Annotated in this window: 23 protein-coding genes, 1 tRNA gene and 1 other RNA gene; 18 read left to right on the plus strand and 7 right to left on the minus strand. The window is 69.4% G+C overall.

Annotated features, from left to right (window positions below):
- Together FCH28_RS24115 and FCH28_RS24120 are read right to left on the minus strand one after the other, a co-directional pair.
- The gene (locus FCH28_RS24115; RefSeq protein ID WP_136742181.1) at positions 1-315 is read right to left on the minus strand and encodes a trypco2 family protein; all 315 of its coding nucleotides are present in this window, start codon (positions 313-315) and stop codon (positions 1-3) included.
- Between the two features lie 768 nt (positions 316-1,083).
- Positions 1,084-2,418 carry an amidohydrolase family protein gene (locus FCH28_RS24120; RefSeq protein WP_246103147.1) on the minus strand — a complete coding sequence of 445 codons (1,335 nt, stop codon included), beginning with the start codon at positions 2,416-2,418 and terminating at the stop codon, positions 1,084-1,086.
- A 566-nt stretch (positions 2,419-2,984) separates the two neighbouring features.
- Here FCH28_RS24120 and FCH28_RS24125 point away from each other — a divergent pair.
- Together FCH28_RS24125 and FCH28_RS24130 are read left to right on the plus strand one after the other, a co-directional pair.
- Positions 2,985-3,581, plus strand: coding sequence for a TetR/AcrR family transcriptional regulator (locus FCH28_RS24125; protein ID WP_136742182.1), 597 nt, complete (start codon positions 2,985-2,987; stop codon positions 3,579-3,581).
- A gap of 101 nt (positions 3,582-3,682) precedes the next feature.
- Positions 3,683-4,831: an agmatine deiminase family protein gene (locus FCH28_RS24130; RefSeq protein ID WP_136742183.1), complete on the plus strand. Its 1,149-nt coding sequence runs from the start codon at positions 3,683-3,685 to the stop codon at positions 4,829-4,831.
- A gap of 15 nt (positions 4,832-4,846) precedes the next feature.
- On the opposite strand, the gene FCH28_RS24135 is transcribed toward FCH28_RS24130, so the two are convergent.
- Complete coding sequence (locus FCH28_RS24135; RefSeq protein WP_136742184.1) at positions 4,847-5,128, minus strand: DUF397 domain-containing protein; 282 nt, start codon at positions 5,126-5,128, stop codon at positions 4,847-4,849.
- Positions 5,125-5,955, minus strand: a complete 831-nt coding sequence (locus FCH28_RS24140) for a helix-turn-helix domain-containing protein (protein ID WP_136742185.1) — start codon at positions 5,953-5,955, stop codon at positions 5,125-5,127. The genes FCH28_RS24135 and FCH28_RS24140 overlap by 4 nt, the downstream gene beginning before the upstream one ends.
- A gap of 1,061 nt (positions 5,956-7,016) precedes the next feature.
- On the opposite strand from FCH28_RS24140, the gene FCH28_RS24150 reads away from it, so the two are divergent.
- The 7 genes from FCH28_RS24150 (at position 7,017) to FCH28_RS24180 (ending at position 11,552) form a co-directional block, all read left to right on the plus strand.
- On the plus strand, positions 7,017-7,226 hold the full coding sequence (locus FCH28_RS24150; protein ID WP_136742186.1) for a hypothetical protein: 210 nt from the start codon (positions 7,017-7,019) through the stop codon (positions 7,224-7,226).
- Entirely contained in the window at positions 7,210-7,734 is a 525-nt protein-coding gene (locus FCH28_RS24155; RefSeq protein ID WP_136742187.1) for a DUF6879 family protein, read from the plus strand. The genes FCH28_RS24150 and FCH28_RS24155 overlap by 17 nt, the downstream gene beginning before the upstream one ends.
- Positions 7,724-8,557, plus strand: coding sequence for a helix-turn-helix domain-containing protein (locus FCH28_RS24160; RefSeq protein ID WP_136742188.1), 834 nt, complete (start codon positions 7,724-7,726; stop codon positions 8,555-8,557). Before FCH28_RS24155 ends, FCH28_RS24160 begins: the two co-directional genes overlap by 11 nt.
- A 62-nt stretch (positions 8,558-8,619) precedes the next feature.
- A complete protein-coding gene (locus FCH28_RS24165) occupies positions 8,620-8,823 on the plus strand; it encodes a hypothetical protein (RefSeq protein WP_136742189.1) in 204 nt (67 codons plus the stop codon).
- 94 nt (positions 8,824-8,917) lie between these two features.
- Positions 8,918-9,136, plus strand: a complete 219-nt coding sequence (locus FCH28_RS24170) for a DUF397 domain-containing protein (protein WP_136742190.1) — start codon at positions 8,918-8,920, stop codon at positions 9,134-9,136.
- A gap of 94 nt (positions 9,137-9,230) precedes the next feature.
- A complete protein-coding gene (locus tag FCH28_RS24175) occupies positions 9,231-9,698 on the plus strand; it encodes a hypothetical protein (protein ID WP_136742191.1) in 468 nt (155 codons plus the stop codon).
- Positions 9,699-9,920: 222 nt separating this feature from the next.
- Positions 9,921-11,552: a helix-turn-helix domain-containing protein gene (locus FCH28_RS24180; RefSeq protein WP_169314230.1), complete on the plus strand. Its 1,632-nt coding sequence runs from the start codon at positions 9,921-9,923 to the stop codon at positions 11,550-11,552.
- Here FCH28_RS24180 and FCH28_RS24185 read toward each other — a convergent pair.
- Positions 11,504-13,126, minus strand: coding sequence for an NAD-binding protein (locus FCH28_RS24185; RefSeq protein ID WP_136742192.1), 1,623 nt, complete (start codon positions 13,124-13,126; stop codon positions 11,504-11,506). The two genes, FCH28_RS24180 and FCH28_RS24185, sit on opposite strands and share 49 nt — an antisense overlap.
- 610 nt (positions 13,127-13,736) lie before the next feature.
- On the opposite strand from FCH28_RS24185, the gene FCH28_RS24190 reads away from it, so the two are divergent.
- The 6 genes from FCH28_RS24190 (at position 13,737) to arsM (ending at position 22,065) form a co-directional block, all read left to right on the plus strand.
- Positions 13,737-15,200 (plus strand): amino acid permease, encoded by a 1,464-nt coding sequence (locus FCH28_RS24190; protein WP_136742193.1) that lies wholly within the window; start codon positions 13,737-13,739, stop codon positions 15,198-15,200.
- A gap of 149 nt (positions 15,201-15,349) precedes the next feature.
- Entirely contained in the window at positions 15,350-16,294 is a 945-nt protein-coding gene (locus FCH28_RS24195; protein WP_136742194.1) for a hypothetical protein, read from the plus strand.
- A 300-nt stretch (positions 16,295-16,594) separates the two neighbouring features.
- Entirely contained in the window at positions 16,595-18,262 is a 1,668-nt protein-coding gene (locus tag FCH28_RS24200; RefSeq protein ID WP_246103123.1) for an APC family permease, read from the plus strand.
- Between the two features lie 424 nt (positions 18,263-18,686).
- Complete coding sequence (locus FCH28_RS24205; RefSeq protein WP_246103125.1) at positions 18,687-20,789, plus strand: ABC transporter ATP-binding protein; 2,103 nt, start codon at positions 18,687-18,689, stop codon at positions 20,787-20,789.
- 143 nt (positions 20,790-20,932) lie between these two features.
- On the plus strand, positions 20,933-21,154 hold the full coding sequence (locus FCH28_RS24210) for a cold shock domain-containing protein (protein WP_425471983.1): 222 nt from the start codon (positions 20,933-20,935) through the stop codon (positions 21,152-21,154).
- Between the two features lie 137 nt (positions 21,155-21,291).
- Positions 21,292-22,065: an arsenite methyltransferase gene (gene arsM, locus FCH28_RS24215; protein WP_136742195.1), complete on the plus strand. Its 774-nt coding sequence runs from the start codon at positions 21,292-21,294 to the stop codon at positions 22,063-22,065.
- Positions 22,066-22,097: 32 nt separating this feature from the next.
- On the opposite strand, the gene FCH28_RS24220 is transcribed toward arsM, so the two are convergent.
- Positions 22,098-23,672 carry a serine/threonine-protein kinase gene (locus FCH28_RS24220; protein WP_136742196.1) on the minus strand — a complete coding sequence of 525 codons (1,575 nt, stop codon included), beginning with the start codon at positions 23,670-23,672 and terminating at the stop codon, positions 22,098-22,100.
- A 280-nt stretch (positions 23,673-23,952) separates the two neighbouring features.
- Here FCH28_RS24220 and FCH28_RS24225 point away from each other — a divergent pair, with 280 nt between their 5' ends.
- Positions 23,953-24,750 carry a VOC family protein gene (locus tag FCH28_RS24225; protein ID WP_136742197.1) on the plus strand — a complete coding sequence of 266 codons (798 nt, stop codon included), beginning with the start codon at positions 23,953-23,955 and terminating at the stop codon, positions 24,748-24,750.
- A 62-nt stretch (positions 24,751-24,812) separates the two neighbouring features.
- Here FCH28_RS24225 and FCH28_RS24230 read toward each other — a convergent pair.
- Positions 24,813-24,897 (minus strand) — tRNA-Ser (locus tag FCH28_RS24230).
- Positions 24,898-25,018: 121 nt separating this feature from the next.
- Between FCH28_RS24230 and ffs the strand changes: the two genes are divergently transcribed.
- An RNA gene (gene ffs, locus FCH28_RS24235) (signal recognition particle sRNA small type) lies at positions 25,019-25,117 on the plus strand.
- Between the two features lie 45 nt (positions 25,118-25,162).
- Positions 25,163-26,651: DNA polymerase III subunit gamma and tau (locus FCH28_RS24240; protein WP_136742198.1), on the plus strand; the 1,489-nt coding region annotated here is incomplete at its 3' end.

The following is a 26,651-nucleotide window of genomic DNA, read 5'->3' on the forward strand; positions in this document are numbered from 1 at the left end:
TCAGCGCTCGGGGATCTCGTCGACCCGATCAGAGATCCTTGGGCTGTTGCCCTGCCGATCCTGAGGGTTGAGCACGACCTTCATCCGGTGCGTGACGCTCTGAGCCACTGAGCCCTTGGCCCCCAGAGACAGTACGTATACCTTCGCGCCTGCCTGGCCCGAGCCCTCCTTGCGGATGTCCACGGCGAATTCCAGCTCGATCTGCCCCACCTCGAATCCGAGCTCCTGCCCTGCGCCGTCTGCCTGCGCGGCGGCCAGCTCCGCCCGTACCCCACGCACCGCATCAGCAAGCCCGACCCAGGCCTCGTCCGCCATGACGCCCCGTTCTCTCGTGCCGCTGTCCTGCTACGAGCCAACACCGTAAAGGCACTTCATGCGCGGCCATTCGCGAATCCGCCAATCCATGAACCCCGCGGGCTGGCCTCGGCCAGACGGCGCGTCTCCGTCGCGCCCTGACGCGGGCCGATCGGGCGCGACGGGTGGCGAACGTGCTGCGCTGGCATGTCCTGCGCAGCCCCTTAGCGCACGTTGCATGACGTGATCATGACTGGTTAGCCAGGGCATCACTGGATGGAGGAGTTCGATACGCCCGGCGAGAACATCGATGTCGAGTAAGACATCTGCGTCGACAAGGTCGGTGGGAAGTACTGGGCGAAGGGTTACGGCAGGGTCCTGGACGGGGGCGGCCAGCGCAAGGTCGACTCCTTCTGGATCCACCTGACTCTCTGGAAGGGCTCCAGCAACACCGCCGTCAGGAACAGATCCTGCGATGACACAGCGCTGGTCAACGCCCGGGACGGTGTGAACATCGACTGCAGCTCGCCGCAGACCGCCAAGCGGGGCAGTTACAGCGCCTCCGGCACCCTCTACATCGACATCGACAACGATGGCCGAGGTGGTGAAAAGTACTTTCTTGGGCGCATGGACCCGTTCTCCTGACCCTGCGACACGTGCGACCGGGTGCCCCACCAGAGACTGGGCCCGGCACTCGTGAACGTGCTGCCGGGGAACACGCTCCCCGGCAGCACCCGCCAGAGGACGGGACACCTCAACGGCCCAGCCAGGCGCAGCGGACCGGGAGCATTACGGCAACGGCTCCACCCGCTGCAGTTTGGCCCGGCGCACCACCTGGGGCCCCACCTTCGCCGCGCGTTCGACCAGGGCCCGGCCGTCCCAGTCGGTCGGCCAGCCCTCCCACAGGCGCAGTTTGCCGGCGACCACGACCGCGCGGATCTGGTCGCGGTTCGCCAGGCGAACAAGTTCCCACTGCAGGTCCCAGGACGGCGTGAGCTCGGGGACGTTCACGTCCACGACGAGGAAGTCGGCGGCCTTGCCGACGGCGATCTCACCCGTCACCTTGCCCAGCCCGAGCGCGTCGGCGCTCAGCGACGTCGCATGCTCCAGCCAGATCCGCCCGGCCCCGCACGAGTTGTCCCCCGAGTGCATCCCGTACGCCAGCCGCTGCGCCGTCTCCGCGGCGTCGATCAGCCGGAAGCCGTCGGCGCGGGTGCCGTCGGTGCCGGTGCCGAACCGTACGCCCATCGCGGCCAGCATGGTCGCGTGGGCCACGGCGTTGCCCTTCCAGGCGCTGGCCACCGGGTTGTAGCTGATCGCCGCGCCGGAGTCGGCGAGCAGCCGCATCTCGACGGGGGTGAGGAGGGTGGCGTGGGAGCCCAGCGTGTGGGGACCGAGAGCGCCGATGTGATGGAGATACTCGACCGGGCGTCGGCCGACGCTCTTCAACGAGCGCTCCACGGACGCGAGATGTTCATTGACGTGGATCTGGAACACCGCACCGGCCTCGGCGCACATGTCCGCGGTCTTCTTGAGCACCTTGTCCGTCGCGTTCTCGGCCACGGCGATGGCGAGTGACGGATGCACCAGCGGATGCCCGTCCCATCTCCCGAGATGCTCGGGACCGCCGCTCCCGTCGGCGACGATCTTGGCCAGCACGCACCGGATGCCGGCCTCTTCCGTGCCCCTCGCGATCACGTCGACACCGACCGGGGCACGCGTCCCCGCATCCGAGATGGTCGTGAAACCGCCCCGCAGCGCTTCGAGCGCGGCCAGCTTCGCGGAGAGATAGGCGGTCTCCCCGTCCAGCGCGTGCTCCAGCGGCTCCCAGATCGTCTTGAACATCTCCGACGGCTGACCGAACGACTGCGCCTTCCCGAAACTCTGGGTCAGGTGATGGTGCGCGTCGACGAATCCCGGCATCAGCAAATGCCCGTCCAGACGGACCGGTTGGAGGTCGCGGTGTGCGGCGATGAGTCGCGTGGCCGGCCCGATTTCCCGGAATTTTCCGCCCTCGACGAGTACGGCCTGCCCGCGCACCGGCCCCTTCGGCAACAGCAGCAGCTCGGGCACCAGCAGCAGCTTCTTCTTCGTGCCCTTGCCTTCGAGCTGCTCCCGCCGCAGCCCATGCGGTGCGCCGTCGGCCGGGGCACCTCCGGCCGCGCTCGCGCTGCCGGCCCCCGGGCCGCCGAGCAGCCCACCGGCCCCCGCCACCGCCGCTCCGGCGAGGAACCGCCGCCGCCGTACGCCGTGATCTCCCGGCTGCCCCTCCTGCTGCGGCTTGTGTCCCCGCTCTTGTCCCGGCTCTGCCCGATTCTCCTGCTGCTCGTTCGCCAACGCGCTCGCCCGCTTCCCACGTTCGTCTTGGTGTCCGCGCACGGGCAGCAGCGGGGTGTGCTGCGCACGCGACGGAGCCCGGAATCACCCGCGAACGAGGTCAGCCGCGCCGGGTGGCCCGACCCTAGATCTCGATCAGAATTGGAACAAGACTTCCGGCATGCGGGATTGGGTGGAGCGGGGGAGGCAGGTGGCACAAGTGGCGGCCGCGCCTGGGAAAGGGCTGGTCAGGGGCGTGTCCAAGGCGGGTTGGGGTGGCGGAACCTCATCGAATTTTTCGGTGGAGGGCGATGGGGTCACGGGGCCTCTTCCTGGTGGGCTGCCCGTGCCGTGGTCGCGGATAGGGTGGCACGGTGTCGAAAGCGTCCAACCGTCAGAAGTCGATCCTCGAAGCCGCAACCCGCCTCATCGCCCGGAGCGGCGTACGCGGATTGCGGGTGGAGGAACTGGCGGCCGAGGCCGGCGTCTCGACGGGCCTGATCTACTACCACTTCGGCGACCGTGCCGGACTGATGCGCCGGACGCTGGAGTTCATCAACGAGCGGGCCGAGCGGTACACGGAACCGTCCGCGAGCCCGCGCACCGACCCCCGCGCCTATCTCGAAGAGATGCTGCTTCTCGAACTGCAGGATCTGCCCGCGGTGGTGGAAAACAGCACCGCCTGGGGCGAGTTCAGGGCGAGCGCCATGTTCGATGCGGAGCTGCGGGAACAGCTCCGGGAGGCGACGGCCCAGTGGTCCGACGACGCGAGCGACTTCATCCGCAGGGCACAGGACGCAGGCACGGCACGCGATGACGTGGTGGCCACGGACGCGGCCGAGCGGCTCACCGCGCTGGTGGAGGGCCTGAGCGAACGCTGGCTGACCGGCGCGATTCCGCTGGAGCGTGCGCGGGAGCTGCTGCGGGGCGCGCTGGAGCTGGAGCTGGGCCCGGCGGGCAGCCGCAAGTAGGCCGCCTCCCTTTCCGTTTTTCCTTTGGGTGGGAGTGGCCCCGCTACGCCTCCATTCTTGACTGAAATTTCAGTCAGTGCCACTGTGTGGACATGCGACCCATGACCGATTCGCCCTCACCCCTCTCCCGTCGCACCCTCCTGCGCTCCCTCGGCGGGGTCGGTGCGCTCGCGCTCGGCGGCGTGGCCTGCTCCCCGAAGGACGTGCCGGCGGCCACGGAGCCGAGCCCGTCGGCCGCCGGGCGCCGCCTGGGCGCCGAGTGGGAGAGCCACGCCCGTACGTTCATGGCCTGGCCCGCTTCGGAACGGATCTGGGGCGATCTGCTGCCGGGTGTCCGCCGCGACATCGCGGGGCTGGCCCGCGCCATCGCCGAGTACGAGCCGGTGGTGCTGCTCGCCGGGCCCGGACAGGAGGCGGCGGCACGGCGGGCGTGCGGGGCGGACGTCGAGGTCGCCCCGATCGCGGTGGACGATCTGTGGGCGCGCGACACCGTGCCGATGTTCGTGGAGGACGGGGGCCGGGTCCGGGGCGTCGACTTCAACTTCAATGGGTGGGGCGGCAAGCAGGAGCACCGCAATGACGCCCAGGTCGGGCGTAAGGCGCTTGCCGAGTACGGGATTTCGCGCGACCGGACCTGGGTCGTCGCCGAAGGCGGCGCGTTCGAGACGGACGGCCAGGGCACGCTGATGGCCACCGAAAGCTCGCTGGTCAACAAGAACCGCAACCCCGGCAAGAGCCGGCAGCAGATCGAGGACGAGCTCAAGAAGGCGTTGGGCGTACGGAAGGTGATCTGGTTCGCGGGCGTACGCGGCGAGGACATCACCGATGCGCACGTGGACTGCCTTGCCCGCTTCGCCGCGCCGGGGGTGGTACTGCTCGACAAGGCGTTCCCGGGCGGGCCCGAGGACTCCTGGTCGCGCGCCGCCGCGCAGGCGAGGAGGGTGCTGGAGGGCTCAACTGACGCTCGCGGCAAGGCACTTGAGGTTGTTGAGCTGCCTCAGCCGGACCCGGACGAGATCACCGGGCGCGGCGACGCGTTCGTGTCCTCGTACGTCAATTTCTACGTCGCGAACGAGGCGGTCTTCGTCCCGCGCTTCGGTGACGCGCGGGGCGACGACCGTGCGCAGCAGATACTGCGGGATCACTTTCCCGGTCGCGACATCGTCCCCGTGAAGATCGACGCGATTGCTTCCGGCGGGGGCGGGATCCACTGCTCGACCCACGACCAGCCGGGAAAGCCGGCCGAGTAGGGCCGAGCGGGTCTGTCAGGTGGCGGGGAATTCCCCGCCCTTGACCGCGGTGACGAACGAGGACCAGCCGGCGGCCGGGAAGACGAGTGCCGGGCCGTCGGGGTTCTTGCTGTCGCGGACGGGGACGACGCCCTGGAGGCCGGGGGCTATCTCGATGCACTGCCCGCCGCTGCCGTCGCTGTAGGAGGACTTGATCCAGGCGAAGTCGCGGGAGAACTCGATGCAATCCCCGCCGCTGGCGTCGCTGTAGGACGACTTGATCCACTGCGCTCTGGTGAGATCCAAGGCGGGGCTCATTCGCGGTACTCCTTCAGCAGAGTCTTGATCAGGACCACTGATTGATCCGGGGACAATGCGTGCGCCCTAAGAAGATCATAGTCGTCCAGGGCGGCGTCGACCGTCTGTTCGGAGTCGTACGTCCTGCCTCCTACCCGGGTTTCCGTGTAGAGCACCGTGGGGGAGTTGGTGAAGCGCAACACAGTGAAGGGCTTCGCGTGCGCGGCCGGAGCGCCTGCCGAAAACGGCATCACCTGAAGCATGATGTGCGGCGCTGTGGCTGCTGCCAGCAGGTATTCAAGCTGGCCCGCCATGATCTTGGCGCCTCCAACGACCGTCCGTAGACACGCCTCATGCAGGATGGTCCACAGGAGCGGTGGGGAGTCCAGCTCGAATACCTCACGTCGCCGAAGTCGTGCGGCGACCTTGTCTTCGATCGCCTCTGACTCTTCCTGCGAGTAGTACGCGCGAAAGATGGCCCGCGCGTAGTCATCGGTCTGAAGGATTCCCTTCACGAGGTTTGTCGAGTAGTCCAGGATCCGCGATGCCTTCTGTTCCAGGTTCGCGTACGGAACGAACCAACTTGGGTGGTCCCCTTGCTCGATCCGGCGTAGCAACCCCGCGAACAACTCACCGGTCCCGAACGTGGCGTCGCAGCCCTTGGCGAACTTCTCGCTGGGCCTGGGCAACAGCGTCCCGGACTCGACCTTGCTGACGTAACCGTTGGTGTAGCCCGTGGCGTTGGCCAGATGTTGCTGCGTGAGCTTGCGGGCCAGGCGCACCTGTTTGATGTCACGGCCGAAGCGTTGGAGCGGATTCAAGTTCTCGGGCGCGGCTGTCTCGTCCAACGCTGTGACCTCTCGTCATGTGGGCGTGCGTCGGCGTCACGGCAGGTCGCGATGTTGAGCGATGCCGGTTCAACAGGCCCAATTCTATTGCCCGTTGCGTTGTTCGCGTGACCGAATGGCTACATCCGGTATTCATCCGCGCTCGCCACACGCAAGACCCCCGCGACCGATGCGCGTCGGTCCGGGGGCGTGGCCATCAACCACTCGGAGGTTGACGACATGCATCACGTTATCCGGCTCTTCGAGGCGCTGCTACGCCTCCTGCTGCCTGCGAAGGGGCGCCATCGGTCCGTCGGCGTATCGCCGGCCCCCGCGCCCACGAGGTACGCGGTCGTGCCGCGCGTACCCGCCCGCCACACCGAGCTGCTGCGGGGTGAGGACTCCGCCCTCGTGCGCCCGTATCTGGTCGCGCATGAAGAGCGACTGCAACGGAGCAGGCGACGTGTGTTGTGGCTGGCTTCGTATGGGATCGATGCGGGGCCGCGCTGGATTCACGGTATGAAGGTGGCTTCCTGATGGACAAGGATGAGCGGCCCTCGGGTGACACGGGGGACCTGTCCGAGAAGGTCAGGAAAGTGAACGAGCGTAGCGAGGGTACGGGGACGGGGAAGCGGTGAGGGGCGCTCGATGGTCGGCGGACTGGTGGCGTCGGCGTGCCCAACTCGCGTCGCCGCAGGCGTCGTTACCCCATGCACGCCAGTTGCAGCGGGAGTTGTACGCGATGTCCGTCGATCCCGTGTTTGCGGCGGAGTTCGTTGTGCGGCTGCGTGACTGCCTCATCCGGCAGCGTGAAGAGGATCTGTTGGTGGCGATCTTCGGGGGAGCGGCGGCGAGTGGCGGCCAGGAGAGTAAGCCGCCATGAAGCCTGCGCAGCGAAGCGGCGACCCGACAGCCTCGGGTCCGGCTCGCCCCCGAACGCCTTCTCGTGTGACCCCGGCGATTTCCCGTGATCATCTACCCGACAACGCGAATATTGGCGATGTGCCGTGGACCGGGCACCCGTGCCCGTCCTACGGTCCTCGTGGCAGCGGGGAGCGGCCCTGCGCCCGAGGAGGGGCACGATGGCGCGTGAGGAACTGATCCGCCTTACGGGCGATGTCGGCGGACCCGACTGCGACGACGACGATTGCCCGAACGTCTACCGGGCCAAGAGCGGTTCATTCGTTGTCCAGGGAGTGGTGTCCGACGCCTTCACTCCCCCTGACGGTGAGGGCCTGGTGGAAATCCCCGAGCACGTTCTGAGGGAGGCTGTCCGTGTTCTTGGATGGTGAGGGCTGGCGTAGGTTGTTCGACGCCTTCGAGCGGGAAGCCTGGCGGTTCGAGGCGCAGCCGACCTACACCATGCCCAGGGAGCAGGAGAACGTTGCCCGCTTCCGGCGGGGCGAGGAGAAGCCCGCCGACCACAATGTCCGCTGGCATGAACGGGTGCGCGGATACGTCGAATCCGGCAGACGCATTGGTCGTGTCCGCGTCGTGCGCCAGCCGCTCACCGACTACCAGCGGTATCAATTCGCCTGGGGCATCCCCGGAAACATCGCAGCCGGTGAGGATATCCGAATCTTGGACGTGACGCGGGAGGACTACGGCTTGCCGCTCTCCGGGCGTGACTGGTGGATGTTCGACGAAACCCGGATCGCCCACCTGAATTTCCGACCGGACGGCACCCAGATCAATCGGGAGGCGTACGAGGGCAGCCCAGTTCCCTACCGGGAGTGGAAGGGGATCGCCCTGGAACACGCCGTGCCGTTCGAGGAGTACGTGAAGGGCCTTGACGTATGACCCTGGGCAGCTAGGCCAATCAAAGGCTGACCTGGCGGAAACCCTCCGCGCCATGCGCAAGCGAGCCGGCCGTACACAGGTCTGGCTCGCTCAGCGCTGCAACATGTCCCAAACCAAGCTCAGCAACATTGAGACCGGCAGAATTACGCCGGGCCTGGTCGATGTTGAGTTGGCGCTCAGAGCCCTTGATGCGCCCCCGGAAACCGTGGCGGAAGTGGCCACCCTCGCGCGACTCGCCAACACGGAGTGGCAGGGTAAGCGCGCATCGTGGCGCAGGGGTTTGGAGAAGCGTCAAGCGGAGTTGGCCGGCCTGGAAAGGGAAGCCACGACACTCCGCTACTTCCTGCCCGCGATGGTGACGGGGCTCCTGGCCACGGCTGAATACGTCAGGGCCAGCCTTGGCCACTCGCCGGTGGACCTCTCCAAGACGGTCGCGAAGAAGCTGGAGCGGCAAGCGATTCTGTACGACAACGCGAAACGCTTCACGTTCGTGCTGACGGAGCAAGCCGTGAGATGGCCGGTGGTTCCGCGTGCGGCGATGGCCGTACAGATCGATCGCCTTGTCTCGATATCCCATCTCCCTAACGTGCGTATCGGTGTAATCCCACTGGCCACGATTGTCGGACGTGGTCCGATGAATACGTTCACCGTTTACGATCAACGGCTGGCAACCGTCGAGACGTTCACCGGGCGCATAGTGTTCCAGGACGCCAGGGATATTGCGGAACACCTGGAAGTGTTCGGCCTGTACGAGCGTCACGCGCTGTTCGGTGATGAGGCCAGGGCGGTGCTCCGGAAATGGGCCAGCACCTGCCGTTCGTGATCACTTACCCTACAACGCAAATATTGCTGGAGCTTCCGTGCTGAGCGGTCGAGAATTGCTCTATGCCGACCGATCAGAGAAGCTCAATTGGGCCTTCGGCGCCGAGGGTTTGGCGCCTCAACGTGATCCCGACTCGTCCCGCGTATCGGAATGCCTCGGAAGCGGTCGGTGGTTCGCGCTCGATCATGCAGGAGCTGTTTCACCATCACGCCGTCGCTGAAGGGACGGGCTTGACGCTGATGTCCAAGCTCCACGATTTCGCCTGAGAGGGCATCTCAGGCGCTCCCCCATGGCTTCCGCCCGGCACGGGCGGGGGACAGCCCTGCTCTGGGGCTGCCAGACCATCAGGAAGGCGCACCAATGACCGACCTGTACGACCTCTCCCTTTCCGAGACCGCTGTGTTCAGCAAGGCATGCGGCGGCCCGTGCACTGAAGGGTGCGTGACCCTTTCCAAGATCGCTGAGGATGCATGGGCGCTGGCTGACAGCAAGCGGCCAGACGTGATGCCGTTGCGCTTCACCACGGCTGAGCTGCACGCGGCCGGCATCGACCCGGCCCGCTTCGGGCTCTCGGCCTGACCGGCCCATATCTCCGACTGGTCTCCGTCCCCTCCGCAAGTCGGGGGCCGGTCGGACTCCAGAGTTCCTCGAACTCCCCGAAGGGGAACGGCCATTGCACCACCATGGGTACCTGTGGGCCGGTTCCAAGCAACGGTTCGACGAGGAGGCGCTGAGGCGGCCCCCACCCCCTGATCCACCTCCGGCCGACGGCAGACTGGAGCTGATTCGTCGGTACAAGGAGGTGAAGGCGGAGTTCCCCGTCGTGGACCTACCGCCGCTGGAAACGGCGTACTGGCTGATCAAGCCACGCGAGCTGATTTGCGGCACGTGGGATGAACCGAAGGAAGCTGCGGCCTGGCTCGGGCAACGGCTGGCCGAGTATGCGCCCCGGTTCGCCTCCGAGTCGGACCGCGACAGCACACGCTTGAAGACACTGGCCAACGCTGCTGCCGCGCGGCTGGATTGGGGCGGGGACGTGTCGCACGGCTTCCCTCTCGAACGCCCCACGTTCCTGTCCCTGGCCCTGGTGTGCTGCTCGCCGAATCGCGCCATGCCGGAACTGGGCTGCCCATTGCGGTAGGAGCACTCAGGGTGGAGCACAGCAAGCCGCACGCCGAGGTACCTGCCGCGCCCCATGTTGATCACCAGTGATCAGCTAGCGGTAGCCGCAATCAATCCCTGATCATTCCGGCTCATCCTCTTCAGTGCGGACACAGGTCGCCATGAGGGGGCCGGCGTAAGCTCCCGCGTACCCCTGGCCGGATAGCATCAGTACCACCCGATCCGAGCAGAGGCGCCGATCATGGAACCAGCTGCCGCGGCACCGCCACCCACAGCCGGCATCAGCCTGCGTCAGCTGCTGATGTCCCTGGGTGAGCCCCTGGTGGAGCTGCAAGCCGCGCCCGCCGGGCTGGATGTCGAGATACGCAGCGTGGCGCTGCTGGACCCCGAGGATCCGCCCATCGCCCATCCTGGGGAACTGGTTCTGGCCATTGGCGCCCGTGGGCGGGCGGCCTTTCCCGCGCTGCGGGTGGCGGGGCGGGACGGGGCCGCCGCCGTCGCGGTCAAGCTGGACACTCCCGGCCAGGCCGCCGCGCTGAGCGAGACCGCCGTCGAGGCCGGGGTGGCGCTGCTCTCCGTACGCGGCGAGGCGCGCTGGGATCAGGTGGACGCCATCGCCCGTGCGGCGCTTGAGGACGCGCCGCCGGGGCGGGCCGGCGAGGGGATGGAGGAGGGCGACCTCTTCTCGCTCGCCCAGACCACCGCCATCCTCACCGGCGGCATCGTCAGCATCGAGGACACCGCGAACCGGGTGCTCGCCTACTCCCGCTCCGCCGACCATGACGAGGTCGATGATCTGCGGCGGCTGTCCATCCTGGGCTGGCAGGGCCCGGAGCCGTATCTGGCGCACCTGCGGGAGTGGGGGGTGTTCCAGCGGCTGCGCACCTCCGATGACGTGATCACCATCGAAAGTCATGCGGAGCTGGGGATCCGGCGGCGGCTCGCGGTGGCCATCCGGTCCGGGGACCGGCAGCTGGGCACGATCTGGGTGCAGGAGGGGTCGACGCCGCTGACCGAGCGTTCCGACCAGGCGCTTCTCGGTGCGGCCCGGGTCGCCGCGCTGCATCTCGTACGGCGCCGCCGGGAGCTCTCCGCGGATCTGACGCTCACCCGTACGCTCACCGCCGGGCTGCTGGAGGGCAGCACCGGACCCCAGCCGCTGGCCAGCCATCTGGCGCTGGACGCCTTCCGGCCGGCCGCCGTTCTGGGCTTCTCGTACGGGGCGGCGGAGGCCACCGGTCCTGAGCTGACGCGGGCCGAGGTCACCAACCTGATCTCGGTGCACACGGCCGCCCGGCACCGTGCCGCGCTGGTCACCGAGGCGGACCACCGCATCTACGTGCTGCTGCCGCAGCTGCCGCGCAGCATCGACATCGGCACGCTGCGCGGCTGGGGGCAGGACATCGCCGACGCCGCGCGGCGCCACCTGGGGCTGTCGCTGCGAGGGTCGGTCGGCTGCATCGTGCCGGGGCTGGGCGAGGTCCCCGAGTCGCGGCGGGAGGCGGACCGGATCCTCGACGCCATGGTGCATGTCGATGTCTCCACCACGGTCGCGGCGCTGCCGGACATACAGGCCGAGGTGCTGGTCAGCGAGATGCTGGCGCTGATCACCGCCCGGCCCGACATGCGTGACCCCCGGCTGACCGCGGTGGTCGCGCACGACGCCCGCCACCAGGGGCAGTTGGCCGAGTCGATCCTGGCGTATCTGAATGCCTTCGGCGATGTACGGGCGGCCGCCGCGCAGCTGCATGTGCACCCCAACACCCTGCGCTACCGGATCCGCCGGGCCGAGCAGCTGACCGGACTCGATCTGAGCCGGCCGGATCAGCGGCTGCTGGCCATGCTGCAGTTGCGGCTGCCGCCCGACGCCTGAGCCGGATCCCCGGATCGCGGGACGGCTGCGTGGCCGCCAGTTGTGCGGCCGCCCGTTGCGTGGCCGCCCGTTATGTGGCCGCAGTCGTCGCGGGCCGGGACCGGCCAGGGGGTCAGGCCGCTGCCGGGCAGGTCGACGTAGTCGCAGTCGGTGTCGGCGACGACCCGGCGCGGCACCGTGCCGGTCAGGTGGGCGGTGACGTAGGCGGCGCTGGTCCTGGTGATGTCGCGGGTGTGGCCGAGGGGGAGCAGGGAGCGGGTTTCGGCGATCGCCTCGTCCTCGCCGGCCCGGAGCACCACCCGGATGTCCGGCGCCACGCCGTGGGCGGCGACCGCGACGGCGATGTTGTCGAGGTCCTCGGAGCCGACGGCGGCGAGTGCGTGCGCGCGGGCCAGTCCGAGCCGGGCGAGCACCTCGCGGTCCTCGCCGTGTGCCAGCACCACCGGGATCCCCATCGACCGGGCCAGCCGGAGGTTCGGGGCGGCGGGCTCCCGCTCGACGCCGATCACCGGGACCCCCAGCTGCCGCAGCGTCTGGCAGAGCCGCAGTCCGACCTGGCCCAGGCCGACGACGATGACGTGCCCGGAGCGCGGCAGCACCCGCGGTCCCAGGACGCCGACCAGCCGCGGGCCGAACAGCCGGTCCACGATCCCGGCGGTGAGCACCGCGGTGAAACCGACCGTGACCAGCATCGCGATCCCTGAGATCACCTCGTAGACGGGGTGTCCTTCGTGCGGGGCGGCCGGGCCCACCCCGGCGACGACCCGTGCGGCTTCCAGGAAGGCCGTACTGGCCGGCTTGTGGAAGGCGACGACCAGCCACAGCCAGTCGAGGGCCAGCACCGTCGCGATGCCCAGCAGGCCGATGAGCAGCAGCCGGGCGTCCGCGTCATGGGGTTGCAGCTGGCCGCGCAGCCGTCCGAGCAGCGCACGCCGACGCGCACCCGGGCTCGGTCGCCAGGCCGTCTCCACCAGCCCTTCCTCGTGCCGGCGGACCGCCAGCGCGCCGTCTCCGTCGGGCCATACGGCCAGGATGCCGGGAGTGCTGGGGGCGCCGGGGGCGCGGGGGACGAGGGGTTCACCGGCGTCACCGGGGTCGCCGGGTTCCGCGCACAGGCCGGCCAGCGTCGGCGCGAGGATGTCGGCGGGCGAGACCGTCACACAGCGGCGCAGCAGCGACTGGAGCTGCTGTGCCACGGTCCGGTCGAAGACCGTGGCGACGATCCGGACGGTGCCGCTGACGTGGCGTACGGCGAGCGCGTAGCGGAGGGCGGACAGGTCGTCGCCGACGAGGACCGCGACGTGGGCGGGGCGGCCGGCGAGCGCGCGCCGCAGGTCCTGGTCGTCGGGTGCGGCGAGGTGGTCCACCGGGTGGCCGCCCTCTCCCAGGGCGGCGCAGACCCGGCGTGCGAGGGTGGTCGCGCCTATGACGACGATGCCGTCTCCGGGCCCGATGTCGTCTCCGGCCCCGATGCCGTCCCCTGTCCCGGTGCCGTCCGGTGGCTCGATGTCGCCCGCTGCCCCGATGCCGGCTCCCGCCCCGTTAGGTTGACCTGGCAGTTCGTCGCCGTGCATGGAGCTCCCTTGATCGACTGATCGGCGTGGTCGGGGGTGGCCCGACTCACGCTAGGAGGGCGGCCGTCCCAGTCCTCTGTGTGGCGGGCCAAGGAGTGCACGGCGATGTTGTCCGGGCGTACCTGTTGTCCGGGCGTACCAGCCGCCGTCCCGTCCCAGGAGGGCGAAAGGAGAGGGGAACGGGGGTCACGCACCGGATTTACCCCGCTACCGAAGGTTTGGAAGCCGGATTGCCAACCACTTCACAGGCGGCGACGCGTCTTTTCCTGGGTTTCGCATTGTTCAGCTGAACAGTCATCGAGGGTGACTTTGTCGTCCTTCACAAATACTCCACCTCGGCTCTCCGCATACGCTGTCGCAAATCCATTTCGGCAGTGATGCGGCTCACCTCCCAAAAGGAGGCAGAGCGCACGCGGTTGCACAGCAGCCGCTACCTCACTCCCCGCGCCGAAATCCGAAGACCGCGGCCCGCTCGGTGCCGCTGTCATCGCAAATGAGTCAGGGCCATGATCGCCAGCTGTACCCGGCCCTCTCCTGCCCTGCTACCCGAGGCGATCCACCACGCAGTCACCCCTCGCATGACCCGTCCCAACCCTCAATGGATGTCGAGATGACTACACGTCCCCCTGCTCCCGTGGCCTCACCTCCCGCCGCACCCGGCCACAGTCAGGCTCCACACGAGTCAGGTCTCCAGTCCGGTCTCAAGAACCGCCATCTGTCCATGATCGCCGTGGGTGGTGTCATCGGCGCGGGTCTCTTCGTGGGCTCCGCCTCCGGCATCGCCGCCGCGGGTCCCGGCATCCTGCTGTCGTACGCCCTGGTCGGCGCCCTGGTCGTCTTCGTCATGCGGATGCTCGGCGAGATGGCCGCCGCCAACCCGACCTCCGGCTCGTTCTCCGCGTACGCGGACCGGGCGCTCGGCCGCTGGGCCGGCTTCTCGATCGGCTGGCTGTACTGGTTCTTCTGGGTCGTCGTCCTCGCCGTGGAAGCCACCGCCGGCGCCGCGATCCTCACCAGCTGGGTCCCGGCCGTCCCGCAGTGGGCCTGGGCACTGATCGTGATGGTCGTCCTCACCGCCACCAACCTCGCCTCGGTCGCCTCGTTCGGTGAGTTCGAGTTCTGGTTCGCGGGCATCAAGGTCGTCGCCATCGCCGCCTTCATCGGCCTCGGCGCCCTGGCGATCTTCGGCGTCCTGCCCGGCTCCGACAACGCCGCCACCGGCTTCGCCAACCTCACCTCGCACGGCGGATTCCTGCCGAACGGGCCCAGCGCGATCCTCACCGGCGTCCTGATGGTCGTCTTCTCCTTCATGGGCAGCGAGATCGTCACCCTCGCCGCCGGCGAGTCCGAGGACCCGGAGCGCGCGGTCACCAAGGCCACCAAGAGCGTCATCTGGCGGGTCGGCATCTTCTACCTCGGCTCGATCCTCGTCGTGGTCTCCCTCCTCCCCTGGAACGACCCCGCGATCGAGAAGAAGGGCTCGTACGTCGCGGCCCTCGACACCATCGGCATCCCGCACGCCGGCCAGATCATGAACGTCATCGTGCTGACCGCCGTGCTCTCCTGTCTCAACTCCGGCCTCTACACCGCCTCCCGCATGGCCTTCTCCCTCGGCCAGCGCGGCGACGCTCCGAAGGCCTTCGCCAAGACGAACTCGCGGGGCGTCCCGCAGGCCGCGATCCTGGCCTCCGTCGTCTTCGGCTTCATCGCCGTCGGCTTCAACTACCTGTGGCCGACCACGGTCTTCCAGTTCCTGCTGAACTCGTCCGGCGCGGTCGCGCTGTTCGTCTGGCTGGTCATCTGCTTCTCGCAGCTGAAGATGCGCGGCATCATCCTCCGCGAGAACCCGGACAAGCTGGTCGTCCGCATGTGGCTCTTCCCGTACCTCACCTGGGCCACCATCGCGATGATCACCTTCGTGCTGGGCTACATGCTCACCGACGACAAGCCCGGCGGCGGACGCATCCAGGTGCTGCTGTCCGTGCTCCTGGCCGCGCTGGTGATCGGCGTCGCCGTGGTCCGCGAGCGGCTGGGCGGCAGGTCCGCCAAGGCGGACGCGCTCTCGTCCCGGTAAGCGAGCTGCTCGCCGGCCGAGTTGATCGGCCGGCCGAGCGATGACTGTACGGGCGGCGGTGTGGACCACACACCGCCGCCCGCGCATGAGCCGACGCGCACCCGGCACTGCCCCACCCACTCCTCACCCGCCTGGAATTCGCCCACCCCATGCCCGTCTTCAGACGCCGCAAAGGCAACCTCCCCCGACTGGTCCCCGAACTCGACGACGCAACCCTCGGCCAGGTCCGGCGACGCCTTGAGACGTCCTGGTCCCGCGGCTCGCTCGACACCTCGGTCATCGCCCTGGTGGCCCGCGCGATCGAGGACGCCGGCCAGGACTGGGACCGCAAGGCGCACCGTCTGGAGGTGCTCGCCGGCGCGGCGGGCCGGGCCGTACCGGACATGTGGCGGCGCAACTCCCCGAACGACCAGGGCGCGGTACTGCTGCACGCCTGGTCGGACCTGCTCCAGGCGCAACGGGGCGCGGAAGTGGACCTCGCCGCCACCCGCGACGCCTGCCACCTCGCGGCCGATCTGCTCCCGGCCGACCCCATCCCGTGGACCCTCGCGCTGGCCACCCTGCGCCTGGAACGCCGTCCGCACCGCGAAATGTCGGCGGTCTGGCGGGAGATCAAGGCCCGCGACCTCTGGAACCGCGAGGCCCACCTCCAGGCACTGGCCTATCTCTCACCGGACGAATGCGGCTCCACGGCCTTGATGCTGGACCTGCTCGACGGCATCCGCAGCGTCATGCCGCCCGACGCCCCCACCGCCGGCCTGGAGATCATCACCCTCGTCCGCAACTACCACCGGGCCTTCGGCGCCGACGGCCGGGCCGGGATCGGCGCCGGCGAGCACTGGCGCCGCCCGGACATCGCACGGGCCCTCGACCAGGCCGTACAGGACTGGCTCCGGCCGGGCTTCCTCACCCACGCGACAGCCGTGGCCGACCTCAACGTACTGGCCTACGCACTGGTCAAGGCCGCCCGCGCGGACGAGGCGCTGGAGGTCCTGCGCGCCACGAACGGCGTGGCCACCCCCTGGCCGTGGAACACCGAGGGCGATCCGCTGGAGCGCTTCTCGCATTGGTACGGGCGGGTGGGGTCGGCTTAGCGCTGCGCTCGGCTTGAGCCGGGGGCGAGCCCCCAGACGCCCAACCCGCAGGTGACGGCGTACGGCACACCCCCACAGCCTCCCCACCACCCACCCACGGGAGGGGCCGGAACTCATGACGGAGTCCTGAGTTCCGGCACCGCAGCCGAAAAGCCCCGCGCAGCGGCAACAGCCCACACCGGCCACAACGGCGGGCAAGCCGAAAACGGCGGGGACCAAAACGGCCCAGCCCAAGCGCAGCGAACCGGCATACGAGTGACATTTCCCGGGACGACCACGGTTCCGGGAAGGAAAGTGCGTGTGACGAAGACCAACGCGCAGGGGAACGGAAACGCCACGGGAGCCGGCCATCTCCATCGGGCGGTCGGCTTCTGGGGGCTGATGTTCCTCTCGCTGGGGTCGATCATCGGCTCCGGCTGGCTGCTGGGCGCCCTGACCACCGCCGTTTCCGCCGGCCCCGCCTCGATGGTCTCCTGGGTGCTCGCCTCGGTGATGCTCGTGGTGCTGGCGCTGGCCCACGCGGAGCTGGGGGCCACCTACCCCATCGCGGGCGGCACCGCCCGGTTCCCGTTCTTCGCGTTCGGGCCGCTGGTCGGCTTCACCGCCGGCTGGATGTCCTGGCTGCGGTCGGTCCTTATCGCCCCGATCGAGGTCGAGGCCACCCTCTCGTACCTGGACCGCATCGGCTGGGTGCACGACCAGGTCGACATGCTGCGCCCGAACGGCACCCTCACCACCGTGGGCCTGGTCATCGCCAGCGTCTTCATGCTGCTCTTCACGTTCATCAACGTCCTCGGCGTGCGCCTGCTGGCCGCCACCAACTCGCTCTCCACCGTGGTGAAGACGGCCGTACCGCTGCTGACCGTCATCGTCCTGATGTCGCTGTCCTTCCACGGTTCGAACTTCACCGCAGGCGGCGGCTTCGCCCCGCACGGCGCGCACGGCGTCTTCGCTGCGCTGCCCGCCGGTGTGGTCTTCGCGCTGCTGGGTTTCGAGCAGGCCATCCAGCTGGCCGGTGAGGCCCGCGACCCGCAGCGGGACATCTCCCGGGCGGTGATCGTGGCCATGGCCATCGGCACCGTGCTCTACCTCCTGCTCCAGGCCGCGTTCCTCGCCGCCCTGGACCCCGCCGCCCTGACTCACGGCTGGGACAACCCGGCGGGGGAGGGCAACTTCGGGCCGTACGCCACGATCGCCACCGCCATCGGGGCCGGCTGGCTGGCGACCATCCTGTACGTCGACGCGGTCATCTCCCCGGCGGGCACAGGCCTGGTGTACATGGCCGGGGCCGCGCGCCTCTCGTACGCCATGGGCCGGGAACGGGTGCTGCCCCGGAGCCTCGCCCGGGTCGGACCGCGCAGCGGCGTACCGGTCGTCTCGGTGCTGCTGGCCTTCGTGGTCGGCGAGCTCGCCTTTCTGCCGTTCCCCAGCTGGCAGGCGCTGGTCGGACTGGTCACCTCGGCCGCGGCGATCATGTACGCGTTCGCTCCGGTGGCGCTGCACGCCCTGCGTCTGCGGGACGGCGACCGGCCGCGGCCCTACCGGCTGCCGGCGTGGGCGGTGCTGGCCCCCATGGGGTTTGTCTTTGCAAATTTGATCTTCTACTGGTCCGGCTACGAGGCGGGCTGGAAGCTCGCCCTGGCCATCCTTCTCGGCTTCGTCGTCCTCGCGGTCAACCGTCGCGCGGTCCCGCCGGCCGAGCGGGCGCTGCTGGGCTGGCGGCAGGCCGCTTGGATCTGGCCCTGGCTGGGCGGCCTGGTCGTCATCGGCCACTTCGGCCGCTACGGCGGCACCCGGGCGCTGCCCGAATGGTGGGACCTGGTGATCGTGATCGTCTTCAGCCTGGCCGTGCACTACGGGGCGGTGCGGCTGGCGATGCCTCCGGAGGTCGTGGGCGCCGCCGTCCGGCGCGAGGAAGAGGGCGAGGCGGTCCCGCAGTCGACCGCGGCCGACGAAGGTCAATCCTGAAGATCGGCGCAGGCTAAAATATTAAATGTCCGTATTGGATGAATTTTCACCTATAAGTGTTGTTAGCGCCAGATAAGCGTCGTAGCCTCGGAGTTGTCGCCGTTCGGACCAAGGCGGCGGCGAAGTCCATCGATGTAAGGGGGCGAAGATGAGCTTCAGCAAAGTCTTCCCTCGCAGGCGTAGGCGCAGGCGTCACCACGGCGACGACTGGTATGACGACGACTGCTACGGTCGCGGTCACTACAGGAGGTTCCGCCGTCGTCGGTTCTTCCGGGGTCGTAGGCTTCGGATCTTCATCCGTCTGTGAACACAGGCCTGAGTGCGAGGCGGGCCCGCGCGAGGCGCGGGTCGGCCTCGTCGGCTGTCTGGCCACCACCGGCGCGCGTAGCGCCCCTCGCCTCCGGCACCGATAGGCGGAACGGCCATGCGTCTGCGTAGCTCGCGACCACACCCGCCCCCCGAAGAGCCGCCCGCGGACTGGGATGCCGCCGCGGATGTCGGCGCGAAGCCGGGTGCGACGGAGCCGGGCACGTACACCGGCATGGACAAGGACCCGTATGCCGGCACGGATGCGGACGGGTATGCCGGCATCGATACGGATCCGGATCCGGATCCGGACGCGTATCAGGACAGGTATCAGGACGCGTATCCGAACGCGGACACCGGGCGGATCGCCCCTTACCGAGGTGCCGCGGCCGACGCCCCGATCCTGACCAGGCACGTCGCCCTCAAAGAAGCCTTCGGGCGGTTCTGGCCCCTCACGAAGGGCGACCGGCGCTGGTTCGTCATCGTCTTCCTGCTCGCCATCCTGGCCGCGTTCGCCGAGACCGTGGCCATCCTGCTCTTCGCCCAACTCACCGACAACGCTCTCCAGAAGGGCTCGGTGAGCGCCTTCTGGTCACCGGCCGGCAAGTGGCTCGCCATAGCCGTCGTCGGCGGAATAGTGGGTTATCTGGGCAACTCCCTGGCGGCATGGACCGCCGAACGCTTCGTGATGCGGCTGAGGGCCCGCGTCTTCGACCATCTCCAGACGCTGCCGCCGCACTTCTTCCAACGCAACCGCCGCGGTGACCTGGTGGAGCGCCTGACAGGCGACGTCGACGCCATCGAGCAGCTGGTGGTCTCCGGCGTCGTCGAGGCGTCCGCGGCGGTCTTCGGCGTCCTCTTCTACGCCGCCGCGGCTCTGTGGCTGCGCTGGGACCTGGCACTGGTCACGTTCATCCTGGCCCCGCTGTTCTTCGCCGCCACCCGCGCCTTCACGGGCCGTCTGAAGGCGGTGTCCCGCCGGGCCCGCAAGGCGGACGGCGCGATCACCTCGGTCGTGGAGGAAGGGCTGGTCAACGTCGTCCTCACCCAGGCGTACAACCGGGAGCGCGACCAGCACCAGCGGCTCCAGCGCGAGGCGCGCACCTCGCTGCGGGCATCGGTGAGCAGCGCCCGCCTCAACCAGTTCTACGAGGAACTGGTGGAGCTCCTGGAGACGCTCTGCGTCCTGACGATCATCGGGATGGGCGCATGGGAGATCTCCGAGGGACGGATGACGCTGGGCCAGCTGCTGGCCTTCGCGGCCTTCATCGGCTACCTCTACCCGCCGATCCGCTCCCTGGGCCAGCTCGGCCTGACAGCCGTCGCCGCGACCGCCGGAGCCGAGCGACTGCTGGAGATCCTCGACGCGCGGCCCTCCGTCACCGACCCGGCCGCGTCCGACTCCGTGACCGTCCCGGCCGGCGGGCGCGCCGTCGGCGAAGTGGAGGCGCAGGGAGTCACCTTCCGCTACCCCGGCAGCAAACACGAAGCCGTCCACGACCTCTCCTTCACCGCCGTCCCCGGCGAACTCCTGGTCATCACCGGCCCCAGCGGCGCGGGCAAATCGACCCTGGCCGCTCTGATGCTGAGGTTCTACGACCCGGACACCGGCACCATCCGGCTGGACGGCGAACCACTGGACCACCTGCCGCTCACCCACATACGCGGCAACGTCACGCTGCTCCCCCAGGAGGTCCTGGTCCTGCACGACACGATCGAGGAGAACATCGCCTGCGGGCGTGAGCACGCGACCCACGACGACGTGGTGCGGGCCGCGAAGGCGGCCGACGCCCATGAGTTCATCACCGCCACCCCGGACGGCTACGACACGATCATCGCCCCGGGCACCTCCGCCCTCTCCGGAGGCCAGCTCCAGCGCGTCGCCATCGCCCGCGCCATGCTCCGCGACGCACCCGTCCTCATCCTCGACGAGCCCACCACCGGCCTGGACGCCCTCGCAGCGCAACGCATCCTCGCCCCCCTCCGCCGCCTCGCCGAAGGCCGTACCACCCTCGTCATCACCCACCACCTGGACCTGGCCGCCGACGCCGACCGCATCCTGGTCCTGGACGACGGCCGCCTCGTCGAGTCCGGCACCCACACCGAACTCCTCCAGCGCAGCGGCCTGTACACCACCCTCTTCGAGGCACAACCCCAGGCACGCAACGGCGCGGTACAGCCGCCTTCCCGCACCCGCCCGTCAGGGAGCCGCTGGGGGTGACGCGGGCGGCCGTGGCCTCGGGGGCGCGAGAGCCGGGGTAGTGCGCGGGGAGCATGCATCGCACGCCAGGTCGTACGCCCTTGCACTCGTCGGGCAGCGGGCGCACGCTGCTTGCCCTGGTTCTGCTTTCAACAATCACGGGGGTGATCGCCGTGCCCAACGGCATAGTGAAGTGGTTCGACTCCGGACGCGGTGTCGGTGTCATCGCGCAGGACGGTGCGGGGCGCGAGGTCGTGGCGTACTGGTCGGCGATCCAAGGTGACCAGGATCGGAGGCTGATCGAGGGCGAGCGGGTCCTCTTCAACGTCACTCAGGACGCCGCCGGCATCCGGGCCGACAACATCCACCGACTGCCGGCCGGCTGATCCTGACGGGACCTGACTCCGAGGGCCCTGCACGTCGCCGTACATCGACGTTTATCTATGTTGACATTCTTCAATGCAAGGTTCAGCCTTGATTCCAAGAGTGTCGATACACCCTCGTCGATGAAGGAGTGAGGGGCATGAGTGAGCACTCCGCCGCACTGCGTGAGACCGTCCGCCGGCGTTACGCGGCCGCCGCCGTCCAGGTCGCCGAGGGCGGCGCCGCCTGCTGCGGCCCGCAGGCCGTCGAGGTCGACGAGGAGTTCGGCGGCGGGCTCTACGCCGCCACCGACCGCGACGAGTTGCCCGCCGAGGCCGTCGCCGCCTCGCTCGGCTGCGGAAACCCCACCGCCGTGGCGGACCTCCACGAAGGCGAGCGGGTCCTGGACCTCGGTTCCGGCGGCGGCATCGACGTCCTGCTCTCCGCCCGCCGCGTAGGCCCCACCGGCAAGGCCTACGGACTCGACATGACCGAGGAGATGCTCGCCCTCGCCCTGGCCAACGCCCGGAAGGCCGGCGCCACCAACGTCGAGTTCCTCAAGGGCACGATCGAGGCGATCCCCCTGCCCGCGAACACCATCGATGTCGTGATCTCGAACTGTGTTATCAACCTGTCCACGGACAAGCCGGCCGTCTTCGCCGAGACTTTCCGCGTACTGGCTCCCGGCGGCCGGATCGGCGTCTCCGACATCGTCGCGGATGACGACCTGACCCCCGGCCGGCGCGCCGAGCGCGGCGACCACGCCGGCTGCATCGCCGGGGCTCTTTCCTTCGCCGAATACCGCCGGGGCCTGGAAGCCGCCGGCTTCAGCGGAATCGAGATCACCGTGACCGGCGCTGTCGCCGACGGCATGCACTCCGCCGTCATCCGCGCCACCAAGCCCGCCGCCGCCTGCTGCGGCGGCTGCTGCTGAGTGCGCGCACGCACCCGCCCACGTACCCGCCCCTACTCGCGGAGGCGGATCCCCTTCAGCGCGTTGTCGAAGTCCGGCCGGTATTGGTCCCACTGCGCGTTGGGCGCGGAGAGGTAGACCACGTACTGCGTGCCGTCCGCGCCGCTGAAGGCCACCTCCACCGCCCGGTAGTCCCGCAGCGTGCCCTTGAAGGTGAACTCCCAGTACCCCGCGGGCCGTCCCCGGAACGTCGTCGGGGCCATCCGCACCCGCTCATAGCCCTCGTTGTCCCGGGCCGTCTGGGCCTCTTCGGTGTCCCGCCAGTGCTGGAGCGGATCGGACCCCGCGAACCCGACGACATTGACCCGCAGCCCCACCAGCCCGGACGGATCGATATAGGCCACCTCACCGCTGGGCACCTTCTTCGGCTTCCAGCCGTCCCGTATGGGCACGGAGAAGCCCTGACCGGCCTTCACGAGGTGGTATCCGTCGGGAAGCGGTGGCGGCGGGGAAGCGCTGGGGCTCGGCGAGTCGCTGGGGGCGGTCGTCGACGGACGCGCGGCCGCCGGACGAGCACCGCCCTCGGGCCACAGCAGCAGACCCCCCGTCACGGCCCCGGCGGCCACCACGGCCGACACACTCCACAGCGCCGTACGCCGACCGCGGTTGCCGGTGCGCGCGGGGGCCGAGCCGTCCCGCAGCCGCTCCGGCCGCGTGGGCGCCTCGACGGGAGCGGCCGCCGTCCTCGTCGCCACCCCGCCCCCGGTCGGCATCCCGGTCGTCACACCGCCCCCGGTCGCCGCTCCCGTCCCCTCCGCCTGGCTCAGGAGGCGTTCGGCCTCGTGCGCGTCCATGCGCAGGCCGGGCTCCTTCTCCAGCAGGCCCTCGATGACCGGGGCCAGCGCCCCGGCGTTGCGCGGCGGGTCGTAAGCGTCGGCGGCGATGGCGTACGCCGTCTCGATCGCGGTGTCCCGCTGGAACGGGTGGCGCCCCTCGACGGCCTGGTACAGCGTCGCCCCGAGCGACCACAGGTCGCAGGCGGGGCCGGGCTCGGCGACCCCGCTGCGCAGGCGCTCCGGCGCGAGGTAGTGGATCGACCCGACCAGCTCGCCGGTCTTGGTCAGCGACGGCGTTCCCGACTCCACGGCGATGCCGAAGTCGGTGAGGACGATGCGCCCGTCGTGACCGAGCAGAACGTTGGCGGGCTTGACGTCCCGGTGCAGCACTCCGGCGTCGTGCGCGGCGCGCAGCGCGGCGGCCATGATGCGGCCGATCCGGGCGGCCTCGCCGGGCGGCAGCGAGCCCTGCCGCTTCAGGACGTCGCTCAGGGTGACCGAGGGGATGTACTCCATGACGATGCACGGCAGGCCCTCGTCGTCGACGACGTCATGCACCACGATCACGTTGGGATGGGTGATCCGGGCGGCGCTGCGGGCCTCGCGGCGGGTGCGCTCGTAGAGACGCCGCACCTCGTCGTCGTGCAGATGCGGCGGAACGTGCAGTTTCTTCACGGCGACGTGCCGTCCGAGCACCTCGTCCTCGGCGCGCCACACGGTGCCCATACCGCCCCGGCCCACACGCTCCACCAGCCGGTACCGGTTGGCTATGAGCCGTCCCAGATCGGACACTGAGACCGCCCCCTTCTTCGAACGCATGAACATTGTTGCGGGAGCACCATAGCCCGACCGGATTTCATGGCTATGGCAGCGATTTCCCCTGCCCACGGAACCGCCGCCGACCGCTCTGCCGGATGCTCCGTCACGTGCGCTCTGGCCTACGGGACCACCTACGGGACCGCTTACCGACCACCTAGGGGACCACCTACGGGACGCGTTCGGCGGGCGTGGTGACGGACCGCTGGCTAGCGTGACAAATCCGACCACCACCGAGCGGGAGAGAGGCCCTGCCATGGCCGTACGACCCGAGGGCATGCCGTGCTGGGCCGACGCGATGTTCACCGACGTCGAGGGTGCGAAGAGCTTCTACGGCGACGTGCTCGGCTGGACCTTCGGCGAGGCCGCGGCGGAGTACGGCAACTACACCCAGGCGTACTCGGACGGCAAGGCGGTGGCCGCGATCGTCCCCCCGATGCCCGGCCAGGAAGGCCAGTCGGCGTGGTGTCTGTACTTCGCCTCGCCGGACGTCGCCGCCACCGCACAGAAGGTCCGCGACGGCGGGGGCCGGGTGGTGATGGAGCCCATGCAGGTCGGCGACTTCGGGTCGATGCTGCTCGCCAGCGATCCCAGCGGTGTCGTCTTCGGCGTCTGGCAGGCCGGCGCCCACGAGGGCTTCGAGAAGAAGGCCGAACCCGGCGCGTACTGCTGGGCCGAGGTCTTCACCCGGGAACCCGGGTTGTCGGACGAGTTCTTCCCCACCGTCTTCCCGTATAGCGCGCAGCAACTGGAGGACGACAAGATCGACTTCAGGATCTTCAGCCTCGCCGGCGATCCGGTCCTGGGCCGGATGAAGATGACGGAGGAGTTCCCGCCCGAGGTGCGCCCGTACATCAACATCTATTTCACGGTGGAGAACTGCGACACCGCGGTGGCCAAGGCGACCGAACGCGGCGGAGTCCTGCGCTTCGGCCCCATGGACAGCCCCTTCGGCCGCTTCGCGACACTGAGCGATCCGCAGGGCGCGGCGTTCTCGGTGATCGACACCACAACAACCAAGGGAGACATGCCCAGGACGTCCGAGGTGCGGTGAGCGCCCCGGGCCCGGAACGCGACGAAGGCCCGGACCGTCGAGCGGTCCGGGCCTTCTGCCGGCGGAGGATACGAGATTCGAACTCGTGAGGGGTTGCCCCCAACACGCTTTCCAAGCGTGCGCCCTAGGCCACTAGGCGAATCCTCCGCCGCAAACAATACAAGACGTTGGGGAGTGCTCGCGAACATGATCCGGAGGCGGGGGGTGGAGTGGGATCGAGGCGGGGGTCCGGGTTCGTTTCTTGGGTGGGGGATCCGCTAGTGTGGTGCGCAGCCCCTCACGTGGCGCTATCTGACTGAACTCCCCCAGGGCCGGAAGGCAGCAAGGGTAGGTCGGCTCTGGCGGGTGCGTGGGGGGCGCTTGCGTTTGCGGGCGGGGCCGGTTGTCAGTGGGGGCCGATATCGTCGTAAGCGTGTCGTCCCTTGCGCTGTACCGCCGCTACCGACCCGAGACCTTCGCGGAGGTCATCGGGCAAGAGCATGTGACCGATCCGCTGATGCAGGCATTGCGGAACAATCGGGTCAATCACGCCTATCTGTTCAGTGGTCCGCGTGGCTGCGGCAAGACGACCAGCGCGCGGATCCTGGCGCGGTGTCTGAACTGTGAGGAAGGTCCCACCCCGACGCCCTGCGGGAAGTGCCAGTCCTGTGTGGACCTGGCACGGAACGGGCGCGGATCGATCGACGTGATCGAGATCGACGCGGCGTCGCACGGCGGTGTGGACGACGCGCGTGAGCTGCGGGAGAAGGCGTTCTTCGGGCCGGCGTCGAGCCGGTACAAGATCTACATCATCGACGAGGCGCACATGGTGACCTCGGCGGGCTTCAACGCCCTGCTGAAGGTCGTCGAGGAGCCGCCGGAGCATCTGAAGTTCATCTTCGCGACGACGGAGCCCGAGAAGGTCATCGGGACGATTCGTTCGCGTACGCACCACTACCCGTTCCGGCTGGTGCCGCCCGGGACGCTGCGGGAGTACCTGTCGGAGGTGTGCGCCAGGGAGTCCGCCGCGGTGGAGGACGGTGTGCTGCCGCTGGTGGTGCGGGCCGGGGCCGGTTCGGTGCGTGACTCGATGTCCGTCATGGACCAGCTGCTCGCCGGTGCCGGCGAGGACGGTGTGACATACGCCATGGCGACCGCCCTGCTCGGGTACACGGACGGTTCGCTGCTGGACTCGATCGTCGAGGCGTTCGCGGCGGGGGACGGGGCCGCGGCCTTCGAGGTCGTGGACCGGGTCATCGAGGGCGGCAACGATCCGCGGCGGTTCGTGGCCGATCTGCTGGAGCGGCTGCGGGATCTGGTGATTCTGGCAGCCGTGCCGGACGCGGGGGAGAAGGGCCTGATCGACGCCCCGGCGGATGTCGTGGAGCGGATGACGGCGCAGGCGTCCGTGTTCGGGGCGGCGGAGTTGAGCCGGGCCGCCGACCTGGTCAACACGGGTCTGACGGAGATGCGCGGGGCGACCTCGCCGCGGCTGCAGCTGGAGCTGATCTGTGCGCGGGTGCTGCTGCCCGCGGCGTACGACGACGAGCGGTCGGTGCAGGCCCGGCTCGACCGGCTGGAGCGCGGCGCGGGCGCGGCGGCGCTGGGCGGTGTGAGTGCCCCGGGCCCCATGGGCGGCGGTGGCGCCGGGGCCGGGGTGCCGATCGTTTCTTCCGGGGGCGGGCCGGCAGCCGGCTACGTACCGGGCCCTGAGGCTCATCCGGTGGCGGCGCCCGCGGGACCGTCCGGGCCGGCGGCCGCCCGCGCCGCGGTACGGGGCGCGACGGGCGCCGGCAGCGGTGCCGCGACCGGTAGCGACCAGGGCGGGGGCGACAGGGCGGCGGGGCCCGCCCCGGCTGCTCCCGCTCCAGCCGCTGCGCCCGCTCCAGCGGCCCAGGCTCCCGCCGCGGACGCTCCCGCCC

Source organism: Streptomyces piniterrae (genome assembly GCF_005048155.1).
GTDB lineage: Bacteria > Actinomycetota > Actinomycetes > Streptomycetales > Streptomycetaceae > Streptomyces > Streptomyces piniterrae.

Excerpts from the sequence above, each read along its gene's own strand:
- FCH28_RS24115 (WP_136742181.1), bottom strand. The coding sequence starts at position 315 with ATGGCGGACGAGGCCTGGGTCGGGCTTGCTGATGCGGTGCGTGGGGTA.
- FCH28_RS24130 (WP_136742183.1), top strand. The coding sequence starts at position 3,683 with ATGACCGATTCGCCCTCACCCCTCTCCCGTCGCACCCTCCTGCGCTCC.
- FCH28_RS24135 (WP_136742184.1), bottom strand. The coding sequence starts at position 5,128 with ATGAGCCCCGCCTTGGATCTCACCAGAGCGCAGTGGATCAAGTCGTCC.
- FCH28_RS24150 (WP_136742186.1), top strand. The coding sequence starts at position 7,017 with ATGGCGCGTGAGGAACTGATCCGCCTTACGGGCGATGTCGGCGGACCC.
- FCH28_RS24165 (WP_136742189.1), top strand. The coding sequence starts at position 8,620 with ATGCCGACCGATCAGAGAAGCTCAATTGGGCCTTCGGCGCCGAGGGTT.
- FCH28_RS24170 (WP_136742190.1), top strand. The coding sequence starts at position 8,918 with ATGACCGACCTGTACGACCTCTCCCTTTCCGAGACCGCTGTGTTCAGC.
- FCH28_RS24180 (WP_169314230.1), top strand. The coding sequence starts at position 9,921 with ATGGAACCAGCTGCCGCGGCACCGCCACCCACAGCCGGCATCAGCCTG.
- FCH28_RS24185 (WP_136742192.1), bottom strand. The coding sequence starts at position 13,126 with ATGCACGGCGACGAACTGCCAGGTCAACCTAACGGGGCGGGAGCCGGC.
- FCH28_RS24190 (WP_136742193.1), top strand. The coding sequence starts at position 13,737 with ATGACTACACGTCCCCCTGCTCCCGTGGCCTCACCTCCCGCCGCACCC.
- FCH28_RS24195 (WP_136742194.1), top strand. The coding sequence starts at position 15,350 with ATGCCCGTCTTCAGACGCCGCAAAGGCAACCTCCCCCGACTGGTCCCC.
- FCH28_RS24205 (WP_246103125.1), top strand. The coding sequence starts at position 18,687 with ATGCGTCTGCGTAGCTCGCGACCACACCCGCCCCCCGAAGAGCCGCCC.
- arsM (WP_136742195.1), top strand. The coding sequence starts at position 21,292 with ATGAGTGAGCACTCCGCCGCACTGCGTGAGACCGTCCGCCGGCGTTAC.
- FCH28_RS24225 (WP_136742197.1), top strand. The coding sequence starts at position 23,953 with ATGGCCGTACGACCCGAGGGCATGCCGTGCTGGGCCGACGCGATGTTC.